29 protein-coding genes, 1 tRNA gene and 1 pseudogene are annotated in these 24,859 nt (G+C 58.4%); 23 read left to right on the top strand and 8 right to left on the bottom strand.

Annotated features, from left to right (window positions below; genetic code table 11):
• Window positions 1-202 precede the first annotated feature (202 nt).
• From HALAL_RS0116235 to HALAL_RS18750, 4 genes are read right to left on the bottom strand one after another with little or no spacing between them, the layout of a single operon-like run.
• Entirely contained in the window at window positions 203-673 is a 471-nt protein-coding gene (locus HALAL_RS0116235) for an NUDIX hydrolase (protein ID WP_025275007.1), read from the bottom strand.
• Window positions 670-1,587, bottom strand: a complete 918-nt coding sequence (locus HALAL_RS0116230) for an NAD-dependent epimerase/dehydratase family protein (protein ID WP_025275006.1) — start codon at window positions 1,585-1,587, stop codon at window positions 670-672. The genes HALAL_RS0116235 and HALAL_RS0116230 overlap by 4 nt, the downstream gene beginning before the upstream one ends.
• 9 nt (window positions 1,588-1,596) lie before the next feature.
• Entirely contained in the window at window positions 1,597-1,899 is a 303-nt protein-coding gene (locus HALAL_RS0116225; RefSeq protein ID WP_156937783.1) for a hypothetical protein, read from the bottom strand.
• 8 nt (window positions 1,900-1,907) lie between these two features.
• Entirely contained in the window at window positions 1,908-2,243 is a 336-nt protein-coding gene (locus HALAL_RS18750; RefSeq protein WP_156937782.1) for a hypothetical protein, read from the bottom strand.
• Between the two features lie 208 nt (window positions 2,244-2,451).
• On the opposite strand from HALAL_RS18750, the pseudogene HALAL_RS19545 reads away from it, so the two are divergent.
• From HALAL_RS19545 to HALAL_RS0116175, 11 genes and pseudogenes are all read left to right on the top strand, one after another.
• A pseudogene (locus HALAL_RS19545) lies at window positions 2,452-2,655 on the top strand (helix-turn-helix domain-containing protein); the annotation flags it as partial.
• 24 nt (window positions 2,656-2,679) lie between these two features.
• Window positions 2,680-3,255, top strand: coding sequence for a Scr1 family TA system antitoxin-like transcriptional regulator (locus HALAL_RS0116215; RefSeq protein ID WP_245598183.1), 576 nt, complete (start codon window positions 2,680-2,682; stop codon window positions 3,253-3,255).
• Complete coding sequence (locus tag HALAL_RS19390) at window positions 3,245-3,415, top strand: DUF397 domain-containing protein (RefSeq protein WP_084472057.1); 171 nt, start codon at window positions 3,245-3,247, stop codon at window positions 3,413-3,415. The genes HALAL_RS0116215 and HALAL_RS19390 overlap by 11 nt, the downstream gene beginning before the upstream one ends.
• A 163-nt stretch (window positions 3,416-3,578) precedes the next feature.
• The gene (locus HALAL_RS0116210; protein ID WP_025275003.1) at window positions 3,579-4,358 is read left to right on the top strand and encodes a DddA-like double-stranded DNA deaminase toxin; all 780 of its coding nucleotides are present in this window, start codon (window positions 3,579-3,581) and stop codon (window positions 4,356-4,358) included.
• Window positions 4,355-4,657 carry a hypothetical protein gene (locus HALAL_RS0116205; protein WP_025275002.1) on the top strand — a complete coding sequence of 101 codons (303 nt, stop codon included), beginning with the start codon at window positions 4,355-4,357 and terminating at the stop codon, window positions 4,655-4,657. The genes HALAL_RS0116210 and HALAL_RS0116205 overlap by 4 nt, the downstream gene beginning before the upstream one ends.
• 393 nt (window positions 4,658-5,050) lie before the next feature.
• Entirely contained in the window at window positions 5,051-6,433 is a 1,383-nt protein-coding gene (locus HALAL_RS0116200) for a class II 3-deoxy-7-phosphoheptulonate synthase (protein WP_025275001.1), read from the top strand.
• Window positions 6,434-6,860: 427 nt separating this feature from the next.
• A complete protein-coding gene (locus HALAL_RS0116195) occupies window positions 6,861-8,000 on the top strand; it encodes an NAD(P)-dependent malic enzyme (RefSeq protein WP_245598182.1) in 1,140 nt (379 codons plus the stop codon).
• 87 nt (window positions 8,001-8,087) lie between these two features.
• The gene (locus tag HALAL_RS0116190; protein WP_025274999.1) at window positions 8,088-8,372 is read left to right on the top strand and encodes a hypothetical protein; all 285 of its coding nucleotides are present in this window, start codon (window positions 8,088-8,090) and stop codon (window positions 8,370-8,372) included.
• 201 nt (window positions 8,373-8,573) lie between these two features.
• On the top strand, window positions 8,574-9,080 hold the full coding sequence (locus tag HALAL_RS0116185; RefSeq protein WP_156937781.1) for a hypothetical protein: 507 nt from the start codon (window positions 8,574-8,576) through the stop codon (window positions 9,078-9,080).
• Window positions 9,081-9,082: 2 nt separating this feature from the next.
• Window positions 9,083-9,760 (top strand): class F sortase, encoded by a 678-nt coding sequence (locus HALAL_RS0116180; RefSeq protein WP_025274997.1) that lies wholly within the window; start codon window positions 9,083-9,085, stop codon window positions 9,758-9,760.
• A 35-nt stretch (window positions 9,761-9,795) separates the two neighbouring features.
• Window positions 9,796-10,263: a PaaI family thioesterase gene (locus HALAL_RS0116175; protein ID WP_029768187.1), complete on the top strand. Its 468-nt coding sequence runs from the start codon at window positions 9,796-9,798 to the stop codon at window positions 10,261-10,263.
• A gap of 518 nt (window positions 10,264-10,781) precedes the next feature.
• Here the strand turns inward: HALAL_RS0116175 and HALAL_RS0116170 are convergent.
• Window positions 10,782-10,855, bottom strand: a tRNA-Gly gene (locus HALAL_RS0116170).
• Between the two features lie 420 nt (window positions 10,856-11,275).
• Here HALAL_RS0116170 and tig point away from each other — a divergent pair.
• From tig to clpX, 4 genes are all read left to right on the top strand, one after another.
• Entirely contained in the window at window positions 11,276-12,664 is a 1,389-nt protein-coding gene (gene tig, locus HALAL_RS0116165; RefSeq protein WP_025274995.1) for a trigger factor, read from the top strand.
• A gap of 234 nt (window positions 12,665-12,898) precedes the next feature.
• The gene (locus tag HALAL_RS0116160) at window positions 12,899-13,522 is read left to right on the top strand and encodes a ClpP family protease (RefSeq protein WP_025274994.1); all 624 of its coding nucleotides are present in this window, start codon (window positions 12,899-12,901) and stop codon (window positions 13,520-13,522) included.
• A gap of 20 nt (window positions 13,523-13,542) precedes the next feature.
• On the top strand, window positions 13,543-14,181 hold the full coding sequence (locus tag HALAL_RS0116155; protein ID WP_025274993.1) for an ATP-dependent Clp protease proteolytic subunit: 639 nt from the start codon (window positions 13,543-13,545) through the stop codon (window positions 14,179-14,181).
• Between the two features lie 327 nt (window positions 14,182-14,508).
• Window positions 14,509-15,822, top strand: a complete 1,314-nt coding sequence (gene clpX / locus HALAL_RS0116150; RefSeq protein ID WP_025274992.1) for an ATP-dependent Clp protease ATP-binding subunit ClpX — start codon at window positions 14,509-14,511, stop codon at window positions 15,820-15,822.
• A 73-nt stretch (window positions 15,823-15,895) separates the two neighbouring features.
• Here the strand turns inward: clpX and HALAL_RS17125 are convergent, their stop codons facing one another.
• Window positions 15,896-16,213, bottom strand: coding sequence for a PLDc N-terminal domain-containing protein (locus HALAL_RS17125; RefSeq protein ID WP_051463021.1), 318 nt, complete (start codon window positions 16,211-16,213; stop codon window positions 15,896-15,898).
• A 305-nt stretch (window positions 16,214-16,518) separates the two neighbouring features.
• On the opposite strand from HALAL_RS17125, the gene HALAL_RS0116140 reads away from it, so the two are divergent.
• From HALAL_RS0116140 to HALAL_RS0116130, 3 genes are all read left to right on the top strand, one after another.
• Window positions 16,519-17,295 (top strand): electron transfer flavoprotein subunit beta/FixA family protein, encoded by a 777-nt coding sequence (locus HALAL_RS0116140; protein WP_025274991.1) that lies wholly within the window; start codon window positions 16,519-16,521, stop codon window positions 17,293-17,295.
• A gap of 9 nt (window positions 17,296-17,304) precedes the next feature.
• The gene (locus tag HALAL_RS0116135) at window positions 17,305-18,234 is read left to right on the top strand and encodes an electron transfer flavoprotein subunit alpha/FixB family protein (RefSeq protein WP_025274990.1); all 930 of its coding nucleotides are present in this window, start codon (window positions 17,305-17,307) and stop codon (window positions 18,232-18,234) included.
• A gap of 190 nt (window positions 18,235-18,424) precedes the next feature.
• Window positions 18,425-19,042, top strand: coding sequence for a biotin transporter BioY (locus HALAL_RS0116130; protein ID WP_025274989.1), 618 nt, complete (start codon window positions 18,425-18,427; stop codon window positions 19,040-19,042).
• A 43-nt stretch (window positions 19,043-19,085) separates the two neighbouring features.
• Here HALAL_RS0116130 and HALAL_RS17895 read toward each other — a convergent pair whose 3' ends face one another.
• Window positions 19,086-19,514 carry a PH domain-containing protein gene (locus HALAL_RS17895; RefSeq protein ID WP_084472055.1) on the bottom strand — a complete coding sequence of 143 codons (429 nt, stop codon included), beginning with the start codon at window positions 19,512-19,514 and terminating at the stop codon, window positions 19,086-19,088.
• 74 nt (window positions 19,515-19,588) lie between these two features.
• Window positions 19,589-20,254: a DUF3159 domain-containing protein gene (locus HALAL_RS0116120; protein WP_029768185.1), complete on the bottom strand. Its 666-nt coding sequence runs from the start codon at window positions 20,252-20,254 to the stop codon at window positions 19,589-19,591.
• Window positions 20,255-20,369: 115 nt separating this feature from the next.
• Here HALAL_RS0116120 and HALAL_RS0116115 point away from each other — a divergent pair, with 115 nt between their 5' ends.
• The 5 genes from HALAL_RS0116115 (at window position 20,370) to HALAL_RS0116095 (ending at window position 24,820) form a co-directional block, all read left to right on the top strand.
• Window positions 20,370-21,380 (top strand): DUF6301 family protein, encoded by a 1,011-nt coding sequence (locus HALAL_RS0116115; protein WP_025274986.1) that lies wholly within the window; start codon window positions 20,370-20,372, stop codon window positions 21,378-21,380.
• Between the two features lie 165 nt (window positions 21,381-21,545).
• Window positions 21,546-22,556, top strand: a complete 1,011-nt coding sequence (locus HALAL_RS0116110; RefSeq protein ID WP_025274985.1) for a threonine aldolase family protein — start codon at window positions 21,546-21,548, stop codon at window positions 22,554-22,556.
• 189 nt (window positions 22,557-22,745) lie between these two features.
• Complete coding sequence (locus HALAL_RS0116105; RefSeq protein WP_211240491.1) at window positions 22,746-22,931, top strand: (2Fe-2S)-binding protein; 186 nt, start codon at window positions 22,746-22,748, stop codon at window positions 22,929-22,931.
• A gap of 140 nt (window positions 22,932-23,071) precedes the next feature.
• Window positions 23,072-23,566 carry a bacterioferritin gene (gene bfr, locus HALAL_RS0116100; RefSeq protein WP_025274983.1) on the top strand — a complete coding sequence of 165 codons (495 nt, stop codon included), beginning with the start codon at window positions 23,072-23,074 and terminating at the stop codon, window positions 23,564-23,566.
• A 111-nt stretch (window positions 23,567-23,677) separates the two neighbouring features.
• A complete protein-coding gene (locus HALAL_RS0116095) occupies window positions 23,678-24,820 on the top strand; it encodes a hypothetical protein (protein ID WP_156937780.1) in 1,143 nt (380 codons plus the stop codon).
• Window positions 24,821-24,859 lie beyond the last annotated feature (39 nt).

Genomic DNA, 24,859 nt, shown 5'->3' with positions numbered 1-24,859 from the left:
ATTATTGCCTTAAGCTGCTATTTTGGTATTGCAGGTGAGGTGGCCCGGGAGAACGCGCGTGACCGGGCCACCCCGTGCCCGCCCTGTGACTGCAATGCCCGTGGGAAGGAACTGGGCTAGGCGGGCTATGGTGGGACGGCTCCAACCCTCCCACCGATTCCTAATTGAACAAACGACGCTCAATTAGAAAACTTCTCATCTGTCAACACTTCGGCAGGAGCTTGTTCCCATCATGAGCACGCAGATGCGGCGCAGGTCCGTCAGACGGGTAATCCACCGCATCATAGATACGTGCCATATGCGCCTCTCTCACCAGAGATTTTGCCTCGTCCAGCGGAACCCAACGGACCTCGCTTGACTCTGGCGAGGTCGTGGGTTTACCTGCGATATAGCCACATTTGAAAATCAGGGTTACCGGCATCATCGGATGCCCATAGAATTCCTTGTGAACTCCGGCGAGCGCTACCGGTTTGACGTCGATGCCGGTTTCCTCCTTCACCTCACGGGCGACACCGGTTTCGGGGTCGTCTTCAAACTCCAAGATGCCGGCCGGAGGCTCCCATAGATCGTTGTCGGCACGGCGGATGAGCAATACTTGGTTGTTGTGCCATACGATCCCTACAGTCGCCACACTGTGCAACGGATGTGGATAGTTTGTATAGTCTGTCGTCATGCGAGGTCCTTTCGTATCTGTCGTGTTTTGCGCACGGTAGTCGTAAAGTGGTGAATGAATGATGGGAGGTCGTGTCGGGGTTTCCAGCCGAGACTGCGGACTTTGCGGTTGTCGGCGCGGCCATGGGCTCTTTCTCCCCGTTGGGGTGGGATGAGCCCGTACGGAGCTTCGAACATTTGGGCTACATCGTGCATCGAGTGTTCTTTTCCTGTCCCGATGAGATAGTCGTCTCCAGATCCATGCGTGGCGCAGTCGACGATCCCGGCGATAGTGTCATCAATGTGTGTGAAATCCCTGGTCTGCGTGCCCGGCGCAACGACGGTCAACGGCAACCCCCGACGATACTGTTCCATAAAACGACCGATCACGCCTGCATACCGACCGGTGCTCAGCAATCGTGGCCCGTAGACGTTGTGGAAGTAGCAGATAACGTATTCTAGGCCGTACCAATCGCCCCAGTTTCGAATCAACTCGCAGTTGGCTGCTTTGGACGCAGAATATGGATTGAGCCGGCGGTCGTCACCCTGGTTGCCAAAAATGGACGATGAACCGGAATACATGAGCTTTGATCCATGTTTCCTAGCGAATTGCAGAATTTCATGGGTGCCAATGGTGTTGTAATCCCAGATCAGGTGCTCGTCATCGAACGCGGTTGGAATACGGCTGTACTCGCCCAAGTGGAAGATAATATCGGGGGACGACGCTTGGAGAACTCCCCAGATTTTGGAAAGGTTCTTAGTATGGCCCCGTAGGTAATGGACATTGGGAGACGGGACATGCCGAGTTGATCGGCCGAGGAAGTAGTTGTCGAGACTCGTGATGCTCGCACCAGGGAAACGGTGGGCCAAGGTGTAGATTAGATGTGACCCGATGTACCCCGCCCCGCCTGTGACCAGGATGTTTTTGTAAGACATCTCAGCTCTTTACCTCCACCACTGATCCGGAGTGACGTCCTGGACGTTGTCTAGAACGTGACGCCTGAGCCCGGCTCCCAGCACCTTGGATGCGCCGTGCCATTCCACGGGGCCGTCGGGTGCTCGGGCAATAGAGACGACCGGGTCATTGGTCGCTGTATCGTAAACATGGACGGTATCGCCGTTGAGTTGTGCGAACCAATTGCCGATGGGGACCCGATGCCGTGAGGACCCATCGTTTCTATAGGAGACATGGTTTGATTCCTCGTTGATGCCGTTCGTGTCTAGCCGTTGTCTGATCATGTCGCTCATACACCCCCTTAACGCTGAGTGGCCCGATACCGGTTGACGAGTACCCGCGTTTCGCGCCGGATCACCGAACGTGTATACGATTGGGAAGTAGTTTCCCAGCTCCATGTTTCCTCCGGCGTGTCGGAGAATGGTCGTGAAATCATCAGTTCGCACGACGATGTGCCGAGATCATGAACGCGATCCACCAGCACAGTGTCAGGCTGCCGAGAAAGCTGAACCTCATATTTGTCATTAACGATACGAAAGTCGCCAAGAACTATCGGTTCATCATTAGACAGTCGCTTTTGGTTGGTCGAGCCAATACGTAGTCGTCGTCTGAGCGCCTTGAGCGCCTGGGTTTTCATCCGCAGTTCCTTACATTCGATTCATATTTGAGCTATCAGCTGTGGCGCAGGTTTCCTCCTAACAGACCGTGCTTGCCTTGCGCCATGAATCGAATGTAAGGACTTTGAGCTGGGGGGACAATAGTGTCGGGTTCCCGCCTTGATTGCACCGCACGATATCGTAAGCTAGACCTACCACAATTAAAACGAGCCAATTCAATAGGTGGTGATGCCATTGGCTGACTCTAGACTAGTAAGGTCCTTGTTGGCCTGGGAGTTCGAGGAAATGCGCAATGTTGCTCGGCTATCCCGTGCTGAAGCGGCGCGTGATATTGGTGTCAGTAGCGGTGAAACTGTTCGGAAATGGGAGACGGGGGAGAACCAACCGCACCAGCACTCGTTGACTACTATCTTTGATACATATAGAGCTCCTGATAGTACACGGCACTATGTACGGATGCTTTATAACCATCGTGATGATGGAGACTTGTCAACGAGTAAATTTGAGATTCGCCCCTTGCTTCGGGCAGCGTCTAGCTATCAGTCAGTCCTGACATATGATCCACAATTTGTTGTTGGGTTCCTTCAGCTAGAGGAGTACCACTTCAGTCCGGAGATGCAGGACGAACGTTATGACGATGCCACGTATCAAGATGCGTGGCAGATGAAAGCCAGCCGATATAAGGAGATTGTGCGCCGGGGCAACAATATTCAGGTTGTAGCCGTGCTTGGCGAAGCTGCCATGATTTCTTTGAGCCGCATGGCGTGTCGTGATCTACAGTTGTCACGACTCAAAGAAGCGCAGTCACGGGGGTGGGATATTAGAGTTGTTCCCATACCCCACCCGTACATGTTTATGGGCTATGAGATCTTTCTTCCTGCGGAAGAGGACACGGCACCACCGTTCGTATACTCCGAGCCAGATGGGTCAACGTATAAAGAACACCCGGACGAGGTTGCGGACAAACTTGACATGTTTAATCGAGTATCCAGACTAGCTAAACCGTTGGAGGAGTACCTGAATGCTAAATAGAAAGTGGAGGAAGTCAAGTCGCAGCGCGGGAAACAGCAATTGCGTCGAAGTGCGCCTTGGTGAAGGTCCGGCAGAAGTTGAGGTAAAGGATTCGAAGCTCAACGAGAGCCCAGTGTTGTCGGCATCAGCTGCCGACTGGGCGGCAATCCTTGGCCGGTAAGACGGCGACGACTCATCATTACGAGGTCGGAGCGAAACGCTTCGGCCTCTTTTCAGTATTAGTGCTTTCGAAATAGGTAGGCATCCAGACTGTGCTCTTGACCATTGTGATGGCGCTCAATTAGTCTCTGGGCGGATCATCCCCCGACCAGTAGGAGAGACGTATGGGTTCGCTTGCTGACCTGTCAGGACAAATCAACCAAGGTGGTCACGCCGCTGATGAGCTAGTAGCTCAGTTGGAAAGCACGCGGCAGGAAGCCGACGAAATTGCGAATCAGCTCGACGCGCTTGGGTCGAGCGACGCACAGCAGGTTCACCAAGTAAGCGAATTGCTAGCCCAAGCCATTTCAACTGTGGCGGCGGTGAAGAGGGATGTGGAAGATGCAGGGGGATTGGTAGAGGGCGCTCAAGCCTTAAACAACGGTGGGGCGGGCACATCATCAAAAGAGGATTCGACACCTGGGCCGAAGTGGCCTAAGAATCACAGGGTTCCTGGCTTCCACCCGAATAAGCCGCACAGGGAGTGTATTGAACGAATCCAGCGTGTTGGGTGGCCGAGGAACAAGGATGGGGACATTTCAGCGCGAGGGGTTCTATATTCTCCTGATGGGGTCCAAATCACTGGAGTGTTGAATGCTGGTCGAAAGGGGCCAGCAGCTAACGACGCTGACCTGAAAGACTTCTGGAGACAGCCGGAAGTAACAACGACGTATCACGTTGAAGGTCATGTAGCTGCCTACATGCGGCAGCGAAACGTTAAGCGGGCGGTCCTTTACTTGAACCTGCCTCCATGTGGCAGTGTTAGCAGAGATCCTTACCGCTGCGACGTCAACCTTCCGAAAGTTCTACCGAGGAAAAGTAAGCTCAAGATATGGGTAACTCGTGAAGGTGGTGGATCGCCAGAGGAACTGGTGATTGAGGGGACAGGAGAAGCTTTGAAATGAAAATCGGTGGCACAAACTACTACCCAGTTGAAGCCTCTGAAGAGCAACTTGCCGATCTACACGAAAAGAATGCGGATTGGTGGGGATCGAAAGAACTAGGCGAGTATGGAGTGAATGAGCTGGGTCTTACCCCGCCTAAACTCCTAGCTGATGGTTCACCCCCAGCGATAACAGGTGTATGGCTCGCAGATGACGACAGGATGCTATTGGTTTGGGGTCTTCATTTCGAAGAAGGTGACCCTAAGGACGGCTCAGACGTGGACGTCTCTGAAGGATGGGATTCGAACACTGTTACTTGACGAGTGTTCGAACACAATACCTAGTTGGGGCGCATTGCCAACTACCAGAATTATTGGCCTGAATTTCGACGTGCGCACAGGGAATTAAGAGCGGCAGTGAAGAGGATGGGGGAGGTTCCGTCGCTACTAATTCGGATCGTGGGTCACATCCGCCCAGTCCGGAAGGTGCTGAGGCGACTTGCGGACAGAGACGCTTATACCCGTCTAAGTGACGCTGTCACGTGGCATACGTTGAAACTGTTATGAGATCGTTACCACTGTGCCCGGTGTGTGGGAATCACTACTGGTGTCGTCGTTGGTGCGGGGGTACGGTTGCCTAAGGTGGAATCATGTGTGCCGTGTTGTAGGTAGGCGCTGTTTCCCAATTTGGAATATATAGGCAGAGAGTGTAAAATGGTACGTCAATGGCATCAATTGCGCAATCCCGGTCTGGTCCCTGTCACTCCCAACGGCGAAGACGCCGAGCGATTTGGGCTGGACTATTGGCGCGGGCTGCCTCGCAAACAGATGCCTCCCTGGAAGGATTACAGCGAGGTCGAGGCCGTCTCCGGCGTCCTGGAGGGTGTGCCTCCGATCGTGGCTCCCTACGAGGTCAAGCGGCTACGAAATCTCTTCGCCGAAGTGTGCGAAGGACGGGCGTTCCTGGTCCAAGGCGGGGACTGCGCCGAAACGTTCCTGTCCAACACCGAATCCCATGTCCTGGCCAACATCCGCACACTGCTGCAGATGGCAGTGGTGTTGACCTACGGCGCGTCGCTGCCGGTCGTCAAGGTCGGGCGGGTCGCCGGACAGTATTCCAAGCCCAGGTCGAATGACCTCGACGCCTTGGATCTTCCCGTCTACCGGGGAGACATGTTCAATTCCCTCGAGCCCAACGCGGACGCCAGGGTCTGTGATCCGCAGCGAATGATTCGCGCTTACGCGAACTCCGCCGCCTCGATGAACATGCTGCGTGCCTACCTGGGCGGCGGCCTTGCCGACCTGCAAAGCGTGCATGACTGGAACAAGGACTTCGTCCGTTCCTCTCCGGCGGGGGAACGCTACGAGGCCATCGGTCGTGAGATCGATAGGGCGATGGCGTTCATGCAGGCTTGCGGAGTGCAGGACAGCGCTCTGCACACGGCCGAGGTATTCGCCTCCCACGAAATGCTCGCCATCGAATACGACCGTGCCCTGACCCGCGTGTTCGACGGTGAGGCCTACGGCTTGTCGGGGCATATGCTCTGGTCGGGAGAACGTACCCGGCAAATCGACGGTGCCCATATCGATTTCCTGTCCCGCGTGTCCAATCCGGTCGGCTGTAAAATCGGCCCCACCGCGACGCCGGAGGAAGTCGTCGAACTGTGCCATAAGCTCAACCCGCATAATCTACCGGGCAAGCTCGTCCTGGTGTCGCGGATGGGACAGGCCAAGGTCCGCGATGTCCTCACTCCGATCATTGAAAAGGTCGAAGCCTCCGGGCGAAAGGTGGTGTGGCAGTGCGACCCGATGCACGGCAACACCTTTGAAGCCAAAGGCGGGTTCAAAACCCGAGCGTTCGACCACGTGGTCGATGAAGTACTCGGATTCTTCGAGGTGCACCGTGAACTGGGAACCCACCCCGGTGGAATCCACATCGAACTCACCGGTGACAATGTCACCGAATGTGTGGGAGGGGCACAGGAGATTCAAGAGGAAGAACTCTCCGACCGCTACGAAACCGCTTGCGACCCACGCCTGAACACGCAGCAGTCGCTGGAACTGGCGTTCCTCGTAGCCGAAATGCTCCGCCACTAAGGCGAAAGCAGGATAGACACCACCAGCGAACCGGGCAGTCGGTCCTCCTAGGGACCGATTGCCCGGTTTTCCACCGGCGGCCGAACCACGCCGGTAATGGAAAAGCCTGTGTGAGTAATTGTCGACCCGAACGACCACCCGATACCCGACGGTCCCCCGAATCGATACCATCGAGAAAATATCGGCTTCATTAGACTTGCGCCACTTGCCTTAACTGAGGCCAAGGCCTAGTATTCCACCACTGGTTACCACCAGGACCACCGATTCGGCACTACACTGAGGAATGAGTCAAGGCCCGTTCGACTGTTCATCCGCACTCCGGAGAGCAAGCCGAACCAGGGTAACGGGGTGAAACCCACCCTTGGACGTCATGATGTCACGGCGCGTTCGAACGCGCTCCAACGAAGTTGTAGAGAATATGAATAATATGCAAAAAAGGGTATTCAATGCCCACCGCGGGGGCAAAATCCGTACCCAACCAACAGTGGAACTGGAAACCGGCGACGATCTCTCACTCGCCTACACACCCGGAGTCGCCCAGGTCAGCGAAGCCATAGCGGCAGATCAAAGCCTGGCCGACACCTACACCTGGCGCTCCAACACCGTCGCCGTCGTCACCGACGGATCGGCCGTGCTCGGCCTCGGAGACATCGGCCCCGCCGCCTCCCTACCGGTGATGGAAGGAAAATCGGCCCTGTTTCAGAAGTTCGCCGGCGTCGATTCCATCCCCATCTGCCTCAATATCAATGACGTGGACGAAATCGTCGCCTCGATAACAGCCATCGCGCCGTCGTTCGGAGGGATCAACCTCGAGGACATCGCCGCACCTCGATGCTTTGACATCGAACGCCGCCTCGACGCCGCCGTGGACATCCCCGTCTTCCACGACGACCAACACGGGACGGCCATCGTGGCGCTCGCGGCCCTGCACAACGCCTTGAAACTGCAAGGTCGCAAAATCGGTGACATTACCGCGACAGTGGTCGGGGCAGGTGCTGCCGGTACCGCAATAACGAAGGTACTGAATACGGCCGGAATCGGCGATATCGTCGTTTGCGATTCGCAGGGCATCATCACTCGCGAGCGCTCCCGTCTGTCCGGCGTGAAGCGGGAGCTGGCAGAGATCTCAAATCGGGGGCATCGTAGCGGAGGCATCGATGCGGCTCTGGAAGCGTCGGATGTGCTCATTGGAGTGTCGGGAGCCGCCATTCCACCGGAAGCTCTACGTGGGATGAACAGCGACGCGATCATTTTCGCCATGGCCAATCCAACCCCGGAGGTCGATCCCGAGGTGGCTCGCGCTCACGCCGACATCGTGGCCACGGGGCGCAGTGATTATCCCAATCAGATCAATAACGTGTTGGCCTTCCCCGGTATTTTTCGTGGAGCGCTCGACGCGGGGGCGACGACCATTGACGATCGCATGAAACTGGCCGCCGCCTACGCCATTGCCGACGCGGTGGGTAGTCGCCTGTCGCCGAGCCGTATCGTTCCGTCGCCTTTGGAACCGGCAGTGGCTTCCAGCGTCGCGGCGGCTGTGAAGGGTGCGGCACAAGGAACGTCCTGATATGTCTCGCGTAATACGACCCTGACATGGTGGGGGAACCCGATGACGAATTGGAGTCGGGTTCCCCCATGGTGAAAGGCTGAATTGATGCGTCGCGACGACGTGGACCGAGACGATTACTCCATCGCCGAACTGCTGCGTACGTGGACGGACAAGGCCGAGAAGGTTCGCGGTTTTTCGCTCGGTCTCGTATTTCTCACGGCGGTGACGGTCATCGCCCTTCTGTTGACGAAGGGAACCACGGTATTCCACGTGCTGTGGGTAAGTCTCACCGGTTTGGCGCTTTCCGCACTGGTATACGCGGTCGGTAAACTTCTGGCTTTGGGGGTTGTCCTGCTGCGTCTGTATTGTGCCGACACAATGGACGATTGACGACGGTGCTCTGGTGAACGCCGTCGGCTCGGGGCGATGTCGCGACGGTCGACATCATGCCGTAATGGTTTCTCAGCGGGACCGATGACAAGCGTGTGAGAGTCGACGGCGCTGACGTGTGCTCATAGAGGATGGAACGAAGCATATTCGGAAAAATGGGACGCCCGTCGGATACTCTCTTTAAGCTTTGACAGTGGTTGCGTGATGATTTCCCAAAACGAAAGGGGAGCCACTGTGAAGGTCTGCAGAGCGATCGCCGCCGTGCTGTTGGCGGGAACGATGGTCGTGGGGACGGCCTCGAGCGGGTCGGCCCGAACGATTCCGATTACCATCGCGCCCTTGACGGCGGGGCCGGGTACAGCAGTCCACATTGAGACTACGCACTGTCGTCAGGACGCCGAAGCGACGATAGCGGGCAAGACCGTAACCCTGTATTACGACAGTGGAACCACCTCGGGGACCTTCACCGTTCCGGAACGTGTGGAGTCGGGGACCTACACCGTCACCATCAAATGCGGTGACAACAGCGGCACCGCCAATTTGGTCATCACCGGAGGGAACGGTAGTCCGGCGGGGGACGGTTCCAGCCTCGCGACGACCGCGACCGATCCGAAGCTTCTGGGGGTCGGAGCCGCGACGGCGGCGGCCGGGGCGATCGGCGTGTTCCTGATGCTGCTGCGTCGTAAGCGTGAATCTCGGGAGCACTGACCATGTCGGTCAAGCATGTCGGAGTCGGATCGCGAGTCAATACGCGTGCGGCCGCCTTCGTCGTCGCGGTGTCTCTCTGCGTCGCCGGGGTGCTTCTTGTGGTGAGGTCGATCGAGATGCCTGCTTGGGAAAGCGGCCTGGATCGACCGGTCGATAAGGAGATGACTCCGCAGGAGTTGGAACGGCATCTATCGGGCGGTGACGACTTCGCTCTGCCGCCGTCGACGGCCACTTCCCTTTCCATCGACGCGATCGGGGTGGAGGCCAAGGTGGACTCGGTGGGAATGAACGGAGACGGGGATATCGGTGCTCCGCCGATGTTTCGATCCGACCGCACCGCTTGGTTCGAAGACAGTCCATATCCCGGTGCGGAAGGGATATCGGTGATCGTCGGACATGTGGACTCCGGTCGACGGGGTCCGGCGGTGTTCTACGACTTGGGGTTGGTTGATCCGGGAGAGACCGTGGAAATCAACCGCAAGGATCAGACGACCTTGGTTTTCACCGTGACAAAGGTGGCCAACTACCCTAAACGGGCTTTTCCGTACGAAGAGATATTCACCCCGACCAGACGTGCGGAGCTGCGACTGATTACCTGTGGGGGACCGTTCGATCGGGACGATGGAAATTACACTGAAAACACCGTGGTTTACGGGCTTCTCACGGACGTCAAACTGTAAGACCGATCGGAATATAGGTTACTCCCTGGTAGGATATGCGTGTGACTAGGAACGCCAAAGAAATCTTCCCCGAATACGTACTGCAAGACTGGCACGATAATGGATTTGACCTCCTGAAACTGTTCAGTGCCGGTGACCTCGGCGAACGTCTGGGCATTGATATCATGCGCGCCGAACCGGGCAGGGTCACCGGTCGAATGCCCGTGGAGGGAAATACGCAACCCTACGGCCTGTTGCACGGCGGTGCGACTGCGGCATTGGCCGAAACGGTCGGTTCGGTGGCGGCCATGCTGCATGCGGGTCCCGGTCGGGGTGCGGTCGGCGTTGATCTCAACATCACTCACCACCGCTCGGCCCGCGACGGATACGTTACGGCCGTAGCCACCGCCGCACGAGAGGGGCGCAGCATTGCGAGCTACGAAATCGTCGTCAGCGACGAAAACGATAAGCGCATCGCCACGGCTCGACTGACGTGCTCGATTATTCAGCCCGAGGACGACTGACGTCGGTTTCGCTTGGCCGAATCTCCCCACCACCGATGCGGGAGAGGTCGGATGGCAGACGTCTATCGGACTCCAGGTCGTCACCGATAGGGTGGCGTCCGCCCCGGTGTTGCTTCTAGACGGATCATGGGGGAACGCTGTTCGATCCAGTGGTCGATTTCTATTGGGACGACGTTGATGGAAGTATTCCCCTCTGAACGCTTCATGTACGACGCTCGAGGCTCATTGCTGACTGGTGGAACTGTGACAGAACGCCGATATCCTCCATATACTGTCGTGAGCGGGATCGTCGCGGGCTCACCGAGGTCTACCGAACGAACGTCAGCGATACGGCGAAGGTGCACCGGGCCTTCGGTTCTCCCATAGTGGTGGGGTGACGGTCATTGTTTGTATCGCGCTGTATGTCGGTTTCCGGCGTTATGGGCGGCTTGAGGGATGAATGGCGCCCCTGTCGTGGATTACCGACGGCGCGGCAATAAAAGATCCCGGTCCCACGTGGGACCGGGATCTTCGTTGTTTGGAGCGGGTGACGAGAATCGAACTCGCGTCATTAGTTTGGAAGACTAAGGCTTTACCATTAAGCTACACCCGCTTGCCACGGTTTGTTGCCCCCGTGGACGTTCTCCACTGTAGCGCATTCTCCCCCGAGGTTTCCAGTGGGGTCCCAAATATCTCGTGGATCACATTGTGAGCCACGCGCTTGTGGTTCAGGGTGGGGATTGAACAGCCCGGTAAATGGCGTTTAATGGGTGCGAGAGTCAGGTATACATCTGATCGGCCCGTGCGGGCAGTCGTGGATGCGCCTTGTTGTGGTGGAGCGGTCCCGTCGGCGGGCGAGCGAGTTATGCCACACCCGCGGGGACATGCCGGGGCGTAGGGCATACACTCGTGGTTTGGGTGGTTTAGTGGCGTCGCCGGGGTAGTGAAACAAGCCCGGTCGCACCACTCGAAGTGGTGATACCACCTAGATGAGGAAATTTCCCGATTAAGAGATTGATATAGGAGTACGCCTGTGAAAAGTACCGTCGAGACCCTGAATCCGACCAGGGTACGGCTAACGGTGGAAGTGCCCTTTGACGATTTGGCACCGTACATCGACGAGGCGTACAAGCAGGTGGGGCAGCAGGTTCGCGTTCCCGGTTTCCGTCCTGGCAAGGCCCCCAAAGCCGTGATCGACCAGCGCGTCGGTCGCGAGTCGGTGTACGCACAGGCGATGGACCCAGCTATTCAGGCCAATCTCTCGACCGCAGTCAGTGAAAAGGAACTGAACCTTCTTGGGCGTCCGGAACTGGTTGAGGTCAACCCGATCGAGACCGATAAGCCTTTGGAGTTCGTGGTAGAGGCGGACGTCGCCCCCGACTTTGAACTGCCGAACTTCGCCGACCTGAAGGTCAACGTCGAAGCCGGTAAGGTCACCGAAGAGGACATCGATTCCGACCTGGAGCAGCAGCGCCTCCGGTTCTCCTCGTTGACGACCGTTGACCGCCCCGCGGACAACGGCGACTTCGTCGTCATCGACCTCAAAGCCACGCGTGACGGAGAAGAGGTTGAGGGCGGCTCGGTCAGCGGTATGAGCCACGAGGTCGGCTCTGGAAACCTGCTTGACGGCCTGGATGAAGCGTTGGTCGGAATGAAGGCCGGCGACGAAAAACGGATTCAATCCAGTCTCGTTGCCGGAGAGGAAGCCGGTTCCGAGGCCGACATCGACATCAGCGTCGAGAAGGTCAAGGAGCGTGAACTTCCCGAGCTCAACGACGAATTCGCGGAGATGTCGGCAAGCGTCGACACTCTTGAAGAACTGCGTGAGGACACCCGGAAGCGTCTGACCGATCAGGCCGAGAACGACGTTCGCACCGAGGCCCGAGAGAAGGTCCTCGAAGCGCTTCTGGCCGATCTGGACCTGCCGCTTCCGCAAGGGACCGTGGACTCCGAGATCGAGCACACCAAGAACCACCTGAACGAACAGGTCGGTCAAATGGGTGGCATGGAAGTGTACCTGCAGCAGATCGGTAAGACCGAAGAGGAGTTCGACGCCGACCTGAAGCAGGACGTGGAACAGAACCTGAAGCAGTCGATCGTGCTGGGCCGCATTGCCGGGGAGAAGGAAGTCGAGCCCAACGGCGACATGATCCTCTCCGAGGCCGCTCGCATGGCTCAGATGAACGGAGTAGCGCAGGACAAGTTCCCCGAGTTCATCGAGCAGCTGCGTTCCAGCGGCCAGCTCCAGCAGATCGCCGTTCAGGCACGTCAGAAGATGGCCCTGGAGAAGGTCGTGGAGGAAGCGACCGTCGTCGACAGCGACGGTAACACTCTGGACAAGGTCGCCCTCTTCGGTGAAAGCCCGGAAGAACAGAGCAGCGACGAAGCCGAAGGCGAGAGCGCTGAGGCGGAAACCAAATAGCCTGTTAGGGCTCATTTTTGAAACCGTGTCGGTCGATGACCGGCACGGTTTTCGCTGTCTGGGGCTCGATTGGCCTTACAGCACCGCCACGAGTGGATTTATGGCGTCCGCCAGGGATATTCCCCGCTCTGCTTGCAGCGAACAGAGGGCATATCCGTGTCCGTCAGGCCGCTTCGCGGGTTAAGGTCTAAGTATTAAAGCTGGAGTCATTATGTCGAAATAGAAAGGACAATGATGACTGATTCAAACCAATTCCTGCCGACCTCTCGGCAGGGCGGTTCCAGTCCTGGCGCGGGCCTGGACGACACTGTATATGAGCGCTTGTTGAAAGAGCGGGTTATCTTCCTCGGCAGCGAAGTCAACGCCGAGGTCGCCAATCGCCTCAGCGCTCAGTTGTTGTTGCTGGAGGCGGAAGACCCCGAACGTGACATCAAGCTGTACATCAATTCCCCGGGTGGTTCCGTCTACGACGGCATGGCCATTTATGACACCATGCAGTACATCAAGAACGACGTCGTCACCGTCGGCATGGGAATGGCGGCGTCGATGGGGCAGTTGCTGCTGTGTGCCGGTACTTCCGGAAAACGGTTCGCTTTGCCGCACGCCAAGGTATTGATGCACCAGCCGTCCGGCGGCATTGGCGGTACGGCATCCGATGTGGCCATCCTGGCCGATCAAATGCTGTATACCAAGCAGATGTTCTTGGAATTGATCTCCCATCACACGGGTCAATCACCCGAGACCATTGAAGTGGATTCCGATCGAGACCGTTGGTTCACTGCCGAGCAGGCTCTGGAGTACGGATTCATCGACCACGTAGTTCAGCGCGTTTCGGACGCTTCTACAGGCGATAGCTAAGAGAGGACAGCACAGTGGAGATGCAATTCCCCGGCGAATACCAGCCGAATGCGCGTTACATCGTTCCGTCGTACACCGAGAAGACCTCGTACGGCGTGAAGGAGATGAACCCGTACAACAAGATGTTCGAGGACCGAATCATCTTTCTCGGGTCACCGGTAGACGACACCTCGGCCAATGACATTATGAGCCAGTTGATCGTGTTGGAGGGCAATGACCCCGAACGCGACATCGTCATGTACATCAACTCTCCCGGTGGATCACTGACGGCTCTGATGGCCATTTACGACACGATGCAGTATGTTCGCCCCGACATTCAGACCGTCTGCATGGGACAGGCGGCCTCGGCGGCGGCGGTGCTGCTGGCAGCGGGGACGCCCGGTAAACGGACCGCACTTCCCAACTCCCGTGTCATCATCCACCAGCCGGCTACCGAAGGCACCTTCGGGCAGGCTTCCGACATGGAGATCCAGGCTCGCGAAATCATGCGGATGCGTGACCAACTGGAAGAAGTCTTGGCGCGTCACACCGGAAACGATGTGGAACGTATCCGCAAGGACATCGAACGTGACAAGATCTTCACCGCCGAAGAGGCGGCGGAGTACGGACTGGTGGACAACATCCTGGCCTACCGCAAGAAGAACGCACGTTCGAAGTAAGACGGCGACGTCCGATCCGGTCGGTCGATGCGTTCGTGGAAAGGCATACCGGAACTGAATTGTCGAGGCGCGCCCGAGGGGTGCGCCTCGACTGCTTTGCGTCAGGAGAGGCGGAAACCCGGCCAATCGTCGCCGATAACGACTACCCTTGGCAGTGGTGCACTGCGGGGTGTCGATCGGCGCCGTAATCTTTGTGGAATTGAAACAGGATTGCCTCAACCATGAAGTGGCACCACGAGCAGATATGAGAAATAATGAAAGAATGGTTCGGCGTTCGCCGGACGTATGAGTGTGCTTGAGACTGTTGAGAACAGGAGCAAATTTATGGTGGCACGTCTTGGACATGACGACATATTGAAATGCTCCTTCTGTTCGAAGACTCAACGTCAGGTGGGGCGATTGATCGCCGGCCCACAGGTGTACATCTGCGTGGAATGCATTGATCTGTGTAATGAGATCATCGAAGAGGAACTGCTCGAAGACGCCGATGCGGCAATGTCGGAACTGCCCAAACCCAAAGAGGTGGTCGATTTCCTCGATCAATTCGTCGTGGGGCAGGATCGCGCCAAGAAGACCCTGGCCGTCGCGGTTTATAACCACTACAAACGAATCCAGGCCGAGAGCGTGGAGTCTCACGGCGGTAAGGACGGAATCGAGCTCCAGAAATCCAATATCCTCATGATCGGTCCGACCGGGTCGGGTAAGACCCATTTGGCCGAAACCCTCGCACGAATGCTTGACGTTCCGTTCGCGATCGCCGATGCCACCACGTTGACCGAGGCCGGTTACGTGGGAGACGACGTCGAAAACATCCTCCTCAAACTGATCCAATCGGCGGATTTCGATCTCAAGCGAGCGGAGAGCGGAATCCTGTACATCGACGAAATAGACAAGGTGGGCCGCAAGGCTCCCAGTCCGTCTATTACGCGGGACGTTTCCGGTGAAGGCGTGCAGCAGTCACTGCTCAAGATTCTGGAGGGAACCACCGCCACCGTGCCTCCGCAGGGCGGGCGTAAACATCCGCAGACGGACAATTATCAGATCGACACCACCAATATTCTGTTTATCTGCGGCGGAGCTTTCGACGGCCTGGACGAATTCGTCGACCAACGTCTCGGGAAACACACCGTGGGCTTTTCCAACCCCGCCTCCGACGTCGAAGAACCCGAGCTGCGCCAGCCCGAGCATCCGATGCCGGAGGACCTGTTGAACTACGGCCTCATTCCCGAGATCGTGGGACGCCTTCCGGTGTTGACGGCGGTCGACGAACTGGATTCCGACACGCTTCTCCGCATTCTCACTGAGCCGCGTAATGCCCTGGTCAAGCAGTATCAACGGCTTTTCGAACTGGACGGCGTCGAATTGGAGTTCGAGGAAGGCGCATTGGAGCCGATCGTGGAGCAGGCGCGGCTGCGGGGTACGGGAGCGCGTGGACTGCGTGCCATTCTGGAAGAAGTCCTGCAACCGATGATGTTTGAAATTCCCTCACGGTCGGATGAAGTCGAAAAGGTGCGCATCACCACCGAAGCGGTGCGTAAAAACGTCAGCCCTACCCTGGTGCCCCGTTCGGAAAAATCCTCGCGCTTGGGTTGGCAGGGGAAGGGACGTCACGACAAGGGGCAAAGGCGCCAATCGGCATAACGCGGCAGGGCGACACCGAGCCGGGTTATGCCGTTCGGTGGTTCCCGTACCGCGACGACTCGCCGGGGCAAGGTCACTCGTCGTTCTTGTTCCGGTCATTATCACGGAGTCGTTTGTCCAAATCTCGGAGGAAATCGGGGTTGTCGTCCGGGGCGATCGGGCCGTGGGAGCCGTTGTTGGGTCGCGCCGAACCGCCGGTGCCCGGCTCGGGGCGGTGTTTCCCGAAAACGAACCAGCAAACGGCACCGATGATCGGTATCAGCAGAATTATGGCCGCCCACGAGCCGCGGGTAAATTTACGCGGCTCTTCTTCGCCTCCCAAGCAGTCGGACAAGGAGGCGATCACCAGCGCCAGGTAAGCGAGGAATGTGAAAATCAAGACTCTGATCATACCGCTATGATGCCTTGTCCGGGCGGCTTAATGCGAAGACCCCACCGCTATTACTTGTCAGTAACTTAGGAGGTATAGTGTCGTTTAAGACACCGATTCGAGGTCTCCCCGAGTCCAAGCCGGGTGTACGGGAACCTTGAAAAACGCGGATGATCGACGGGTTGACCGTCGATTGACCGTTGTCCCCGGTGTGAGCCTCACACCGGGGACACACGCCGGCCACGCCAGTGGCACTGGCGAATGTTTGGCGGCAGGAAACACTGCCACAATTGAGGCCAGACCATTAGATAGTGGAGGTTGTGCCGATGGACATCGTGGTCCTTGTTAAACAGGTCCCCGACTCCGGGCTCGAGAGAAATCTGAATGCCGATAAGCGGGTGGACCGCGACGGCTCCAATAACGTCATGGGTGAGCTCGACGAATATGCCGTCGAAGCCGCCCTGCAACTGAAAGAAAAGCATGACGGTTCCGTCACCGTTCTGACGATCGGACCCGACCAGGCGACAGAGACGATTCGTAAAGTCCTGGCCATGGGAGTGGACAAAGCCGTTCACGTCAGTGACGAGGCCATCGCGGGATCCGACGCACTCGGTACGTCCTCGATTCTGGCCGCGGCCTTGAAGCGACAGGACTGGGACCTGGTCATCGCCGGTGCCGAGTCCACCGACTCGGGCATGGGTGTCATGCCGCATATGCTGTCCGCCCACACCGGAGCGGCGGCCCTGACCGGTGCTCGCAGCCTGGAAGTGGACGGTCAGACCGTTACGGTGGAGCACCAGCGCGCCAATGGCTACAGCAAGCTGGAAGCTCAGCTGCCTGCCATCGTGTCGGTATGGGACACCATCAATACGCCTCGGTACCCCTCTCTTAAGGGAATCATGGCGGCGAAGCGCAAGCCGATCGAATCCCTGAGCCTGGAGGACCTGGGCGTCGAGGCCGGAACGGTCGGAGAGGCCGGGGCCACCAACGAGGTGCTGAGCGTGGAAGCCCGTCCCGAGCGCAGTGCGGGCACGATTGTCACCGATGAAGGCGAAGGCGGACGTGCCCTTGCCGAATTCCTTGTCAACGAGAAATTCATTTAGGAGCGCGCTATGTCCCAGATTCTCGTATACGTTCCGGACAATTCTCGACACGCCGGTGAAATCTTGACCTTGGCTCGCAGCTTGGGCGAAGTGGCGGCAGTGGCGTTCAATGAGGAGGGTGCCGCGGCGGCGGCCGAGTACGGTGCGACGACGCTGTACCGCGTTAACGAACCGCAGGTTGATTCGTACTTTGCGGCTCCGAAGGCCGAGGCGATCACCTCCATCGCTCAGGGGCAGGACTGGGGCGGCATCCTGCTGCCCGGTTCCGACGAAGGTAAGGCCATCGTGGGACGACTGGCCGTTGCCCTCAACCGGGGCTTCCTGACCGATATCTCCACGCTGGACTCCGACGGTGTTGCTCGTCAGGACATCTTCGCCGGATCCCGTATCGTCACCTCGAAGGTCACCGACGGATTCACCATCGCGACGGTGAAGGCCGGAGCGGTGAACGCCGAGCCCGCTCCGAGCACACCGAGCGAAGAGGCCGTCGACGTGAGTCTCAGCGATGACGCCAAGAAGGTGTCGATCGTGGAGACGGTGGACGAGCCTGCCGGGGACCGTCCAGGTCTCACCGAGGCGGACGTCATCATCTCCGGTGGTCGTGGTGTTGGTTCGGCCGACGACTTCGCCTTGATCGAAAAGGTGGCCGATTCCTTCGGCGCTGCGGTGGGTGCTTCGCGTGCCGCGACCGACTCGGGATTCTATCCCCACAAATTCCAGGTCGGCCAAACCGGTACCACCGTCAGCCCACAGCTGTACGTGGCTGCCGGAATCTCGGGTGCCATTCAGCACCGCGCGGGTATGCAGACTTCTCGCGTCATCGTCGCGGTGAACAAGGACTCCGACGCCCCGATTTTCTCCATGGCTGATTTCGGTGTCGTCGGTAACCTCTTCGACGTCCTGCCGCAGCTTCTGGAGGAAGTCGAGAAACGCAAGTAGCGTCGGCGGTTCGCTGCGCTGATCGCGTGACACGAATGCTGAGAGCCGGGTTGAACCGAACGGTCGGCCCGGCTCTTGGCTGTGTGATCGGTTCAATCTCATCTGACCGGATGTCAAGGACGACCGACTATGAGGTAATCTCAGCTTTAATCCTGTGCATTACCTACAAACCTAGTTGGAGGATCTCCACATGGCTGTTACCGCCGTCGAGGCCGGACCTCGGGTGCTGACCGACCTTATTCCCTGGAGCAATGGACGGGCCCAGACGATCGCCCGTGAAGGAGTTCTGGCTCTGACCGGAGCGGCTCTGGTTGGTGTGACCGCCCAAATCGCGTTTACGATTCCGGTGATCAGCCCGGTCCCCTTTACTCTCCAGACTTTTGGCGCCCTTCTGGTGGGCGCCTCCTTCGGGCCGGCTCGGGCGGCCCTGTCGCTGAGTCTTTACCTCGTTGCCGGAGTCGCCGGTGTGCCGTGGTTCGCGGATGCGTCGGCGGGATACGCCATGGCCAGCTTCGGGTACATCCCCGGCTTCCTCGTGGCGGGGGTACTGGTCGGTGCACTGGCAGCACGCCGTGGTACGGACCGTAAGGTCATGGGCACCGTCGGCCTGATGCTGCTGGGGAACGTGGTCATCTATGCCATCGGTACGCCGTACCTGGCCACCGCCGCCAATCTTGACGCCGTGACGGCTTTGGAAAAGGGCGTGCTTCCTTTCCTCGTCGGCGACGCCCTGAAGATCCTACTGGCGGCCGGTCTCTTGCCCGGAGCCTGGGCACTGGTGCGCAAAGCCAAAGGGCAGGACGTATAGAGCCGTCACTTGCCCGCATCCGTACGAGTCGCGGATAATGTACTCAGTCGGCGGTCGAGACCGCCATTTCCTGGCCGCCGACTTCAATGACGGAGGGAAGCGATTCAGCTTGCATGGGGCGCAACGACACCTGCGACTGGTCGCGCAGAATGGCCTGAACGCCGTCACGGTCGACGGCAAAGCCGTCGATGGACTCCCAGGAGATGATCCGAGAACTGAACGGTCCCTTCAAAGTCAGGCCACTGGAATCCACGTCGACGCCTGATCGCCACGCCCACCAGGCGACGACCAACGGGGTCAGCAGAATGAGAAGGCCCAGCGGCACCGACCACCAAGACTGCAGTGGATCACGCGCCGCGAACAGTGACAACCCGAGGGGCCAGGCACAGAGCCAAGCGAGTAGGGCGACCGCCGTTGAGGTGCCGGGGCGGCGAATTTTCATGCGCGTACCTGGTGCGGAGCGTTGTGACATGCTTCGATGGTGTCATATCGCCCGTCTGTGGTGACCTCTGGAGCGTTGGACTGTGGTGCGGCCCCAGTGTGACGCTAAGCGTTCTGGGCCTGAGGATGCCGGATTCCCGGGTGTTCACGTGGAAGCACCAGTGTGATGATCCACCCGGAGACGAGCAGGCACGCGGCGAGAAGCGGCCAGCTCAACACGAGCTGCATCACACCGCCACCGAGAAGGGCGAATCGGTCGTCACTCGACGACCAGAACGGGGTCAAGATCAACACGCGTGCGGTGTACATCGCCACCCATGCCCAAGAGGCGCAACTATAGGCGCGTAGCAAATCGGGGTCGTGACGCCAACGGGTCCGTTGACCGAGTACCCCGCCTACGATCAACCCCAGCAAGGGACGTCGAAAGACGATGAACCCGGCCCAGACCAAGGCGCTCGCGGCGTTGGAGAGTATGCGGGGCAGGAGAATGTCGGCGGGATCGTTGGTGTAGAAAACGACCAGAGAAGCGATGACAATGCTGAGCAAACCGAATATGACCGCGCGTGGTTTGGCGCCCTGCAATAGACGCCGGATGGCGATGGTCAAAGCACCCACGAGAGCCGTGGCGGTGGCCCAGGCGATCGACTCTCCGGAGACAAACCACGTTCCTATGAAAATGACCAAAGGTGCGCAGGCGTCGAACGCGCCATCTTTTCCACCTAGTAGGCTAATAAGCGTGTCTTGCTGCACAGCTTTAGCTTGGCTCGTCACCTGAGCTCCTTAGGGCCTGCGTTTTGAATGTGAGGTAAGGCTACCCTTATAAAGTATACGGGGGAGTCATGGGATTTCCTCTGTGAACTCTAGCACCAATAGACTGGGAAGCCGCATGCTCGGTACACATCGAATCAGCGATTACCAACTGGTCGATCTACTACGTCGGGCCAGACAGACGAATTTCGGGCGCTGGACGAAGTCCGATTTGTACGGTGCACTGAACAACCTAGGGTGGAAGCCGCGAAGCACCGAAGTCGATATTGGAATGTGGCGCGCCGAAACCGGCTATGAGACCGGGCAGGCCATTATCGATAGTTTTCCAGCGGGCATGATGTCGTCGACCGGGGCCGAGTTTTATTCCATTGAAGTCATGGTGCTGAGGTCGGCGGAACGCGGGCGGCAAGGTGAACAGCACCGCACCCAGGTCTTCAAAGAGGTGCTCGGACAAGTGATGCGGGAACTGGGGCGACCCGAGGTACGCGGCGGCGACGGTGGGCCGTGGGTGCGCTGGTACCGCGACGGACTGGTATTCGAACTGCACCTGAAACGATTCCACGGCGGCGTTATGTTGCGTCTCCTGTCTCCCACCGACTTTGAACACCTCAATACCTTCTCGATCGGACGTGGTGACGTGTCCGGGTGGTCGGCCTTCTCCCAAGCCTGGTCTCATCCGTCCGAACCCGCCGTGGACGACTTCGACGAGTTCACCGACCGACTTGCCGTCCTCATGACCGATATGTCGGTGGACGCCAACATATTCGGCACCACCGGAACGGTCATACTGCGAACCAACGACTGGTCCGCGCGTTACGTTCTCGCCACGATCAACGGGCAGCTGCATGTGGAAGCGTCATCGGCGGTCGCGAGCAGTTGGCGAAACGCCTACGCCCAACTACCCGCACTGGGCTACCGTGCTCCCGCCGGCGCGATGCCGAACTGGAGTCGCACGTACGGCAAAGCCGATCGAACCAATGCCTCCCAAGCCGCCCACATGATGGTCGACGCCCTCCGCGCCTTCGGCATCATCGACCTGTTTGACATCGTCTACGAAGGGTTCACCAAAGAGGGCGAACGCATGTACCTCCCTGTATTGGGTATCGGTAACGGGTTCAACGCCTACTGAAACAAGCGATGGACCGCCCTTCACGGCGACGTCGTGACGACGGGGATCCGACAGTCGTATCGGTACTCCAGCTCAATAGGCACAATCGTTGGTGCAATGCGAAAATTCCGTACCTTTGATCCGCGGCCCGCTTGAATATGAGCGATGACGCGCTAGTCTCAAAGAATGCACGTAGATTTCAGATCCGACACCGTCACCCGGCCCAGCACCGCCATGCGCCAAGCGATGGCCGAGGCTGAAGTCGGTGACGACGTGTTCGGAGACGATCCCACCGTCAATGCGCTCGAACAATACGTCGCCGATATGTTCGGTTTCCCCTCCGCCGTGTTCGCGCCGAGCGGGACCATGGCCAACCAGATCGCGCTGCAACTGAATGCACGTCCCGGCGAGGAGATTCTGGCCGATGTGGACGCCCACGTCCTCAATTTCGAGGTCGGCGCGCTTGCGGCCCTGGGCGGGGTCTCGAGCCGCACGTGGATGGGAGCGGGGGGTCGGATCGCCGCCGACACGGTGGCGGACATGATCAATCCGACCGGAACGTTCGCCACACCGACGGCGCTGATAGCGGTGGAGAACACTCACAATCTGGCCGGGGGAGCGGTGCAGATCCAACCGGAGCTCACCCGACTGGGCGAACTCGCCCACGATCATGGAATCACCCTGCACTGTGACGGTGCGCGAATATGGAATGCCATGGTCGCCACCGGACTGAGCGCGAAGGAGATCGCCGCCCCCTTTGACACGCTGTCGGTGTGTCTGTCGAAGGGCCTCGGTGCTCCGGTCGGCTCCCTTCTGCTGTGCTCGTCGGAGCAGGAGTCGCAGGCACGCCGAATCCGTAAGCGCATGGGTGGCGGAATGCGTCAGGTGGGCATCCTGGCGGCGGCAGGACGTTTCGCGGTGGAGAACAATCTCGCCGACCTCGAGGACGACCACGCGCGTGCCCGGTATCTGGCGGACGAATTGTCGGTGTACGGACTGTGTGAACCCGCGGAAGTGGAGACCAACATCGTCATGATCCACCATGGGGAGATAAAACGCATCGCGGCGGAGGCCGCCGAACAGGGAGTGCGCTTTGCGGTGATGGGGGAACGAAAAGGACGAATCGTGACGCACCGCGATATCGACGACGCCGAGGTGGAATACGCCCTCAAGACTCTCAGCGAACTGGTGCGGTGAATGGGTTGGTCGGTTGACCCGGTCGATCGATGGTGTCTCCCTGGGTGGCTGAAAGTAGGATTTCGTCACCCGGGGGTTTACACGAGCGCCCCGCGTGGATAAGGTTAGGTATACCTAAGTAAATCCGGCTTATGGCTGGGTACCGAGTTAACCAATCCGCCCGGAGTGTCAATGTTCGCCTGTATCTGCATGGGAGTGTCAGAACGAACCGTGCGCGAGTGCGCCGCTGAAGGTGCCGAGACCGTGGAAGACGTCGGCGATGCCTGTGGGGCCGGAACCGGATGTGGAAACTGCCACGGTCGGCTGCGCCGAATGATTGAGAACCACTTCGCGGAGTCCGACCGGTTGAGTTCGAGTACCGTCGCCCCGGTGTGAACGGCCGTCTCGCTGCCGCCTGTTCGAGGGATGTTAAGGCAAGGCTGAACTTATTTAGGTGTTCCTGACTCGTGAGCGTTACGTCCTAGGCACTAGCCTGGACGGTAACCACACTCGTCTAGTAGTCAGGAGAATACGCCATGTACGGAGACGAGCGCGTCATCGAATTCCTCAATGAGCAGCTCACGGCAGAATTGACTGCCATCAATCAGTATTTCCTGCATTCGAAAATGCAGGCCCACCATGGATGGACCAAACTAGCCAAAGCCAGTCGGGACGAGTCCATGGAGGAAATGAATCATGCCGAAATGCTGGCGGATCGGATTCTATGGCTGGACGGTTTGCCGAACTTTCAGCGGCTTTTTCCGTTGCGCATTGGTCAAAGCGTGACCGAAATGTACCAGTCGGATCGTGAATTGGAAGTCGAAGCCATTGATCGGCTGCGCCGTGGAGTCGAATACATGGAATCGGCTCGCGACTATACGTCCCGGGAAATCTTCGTCACGATTCTGAAAGACGAAGAAGAGCATATCGAACATATTGACACGCAACTTGAATTGATCGAAAAGCTCGGCGAGGACATGTACATCCAAACTCTGTTGACCTCCCCGGACGAGCCACAGACCGGAGTTTAAAGTCAGCGTGTGACCGTTCGGTCAGGTGTGACGGTTTCAATGTGACACGCAGTGGCGACGCGCCGACGGGATGGCCCGTCGGCGCTCCACTGTGACCGCAGACTGTTGAACATGCGTCGATTGATTTCATTGATAGTACTCAGCGTGGCCGTTGTTTTCGCCTCTGCTCCCGCCCAAGGCTCGGAATACGATCTTCCGCGTCCGACCGTTTCCTTCAACGACGATGTACGTCAGGTCGTCTATCACGGAGACGTCAGCTATGTGGGAGGTCCGTTCACCTACGCTCAAGATACGGCGGGCGATTATCACCAGAGACATCACATCGCCGCCGTCGACACTCGCGACGGTGAGCTGCTGTCCTTTTCTCCGCACTTGGACGGCATGGTCCGTGACCTGGAAATCAACGGTGATTGGCTGTACATTGCCGGTGACTTTCGGCGTGTGAACGACAATTATCTGCCCAAGGTGGCACGTTTCTCCCTGTCCACCGGTGAAGTCGACACCGAATGGGCTCCCCGGCCGTCGGCGCGAGTGTTCTCGGTGGCGACCAATCGTGATCGGGTGTACCTCGGTGGGCGCTTTTCCTACGTCGGGGACTACGAGCAGCCCGCGCTGGCGGCAGTACGAGCCTCGGACGCGTCGATCGTCAAGTCTTTCCGCCCTGAAGTCAACGACGGGTCGGTGCGAGACATGAGTGTCGACCACGAACGTCTGTACATTGCCGGAGCGTTCAAAGCGGTGGAAGAGCGTGAGAGCTACCGAAACTTCGCCGCGGTCGATCCGTTCACCGGGGACCTGGACAACGGGTTCCGCGCCAAGACCAATGTATTGATCCGCCAATTCATCGTGGAAGGCGACACCATTTACGCCGGCCTCGACGGACGTGGCGGCGAACTGCGTGCCTACGACACCTTCGGGCGTACGCTGTGGAACATCGGAGTCGACGGCGGCGTGCAGGCGGTCACCAAGCACGGCGACCATCTCATAGCCGGCGGACACTTCGACAACGTCTGCACCACCAACCGTTCGGGCCCCCAAGGTGAATGCGTCGACGGTGAAAAAGCCGACCGTGGAAAACTCTTGGCCACCGATCAGTACGGTAACCTCCTACCCTGGGATCCGCAGGGAGACTCCGTGGTCGGAGTCTGGTCGCTCAAGACCCACCCCGACGGAACGAACTTCTCCGCGGCCGGGGGATTTCTGACCTTCGGGGACGGAAACATGTCGCAACGCGGATACGCACTCTTCGATTAGAATCAGAGCTGTGGGGCCGAGACTATTCCGTTCTCGGCC

It is taken from the genome of Haloglycomyces albus DSM 45210 (assembly GCF_000527155.1).
Taxonomy (GTDB): domain Bacteria; phylum Actinomycetota; class Actinomycetes; order Mycobacteriales; family Micromonosporaceae; genus Haloglycomyces; species Haloglycomyces albus.
The sequence above is the reverse complement of the archived record's forward strand: the minus strand, read 5'-3'. Positions and strand labels throughout refer to the sequence as shown.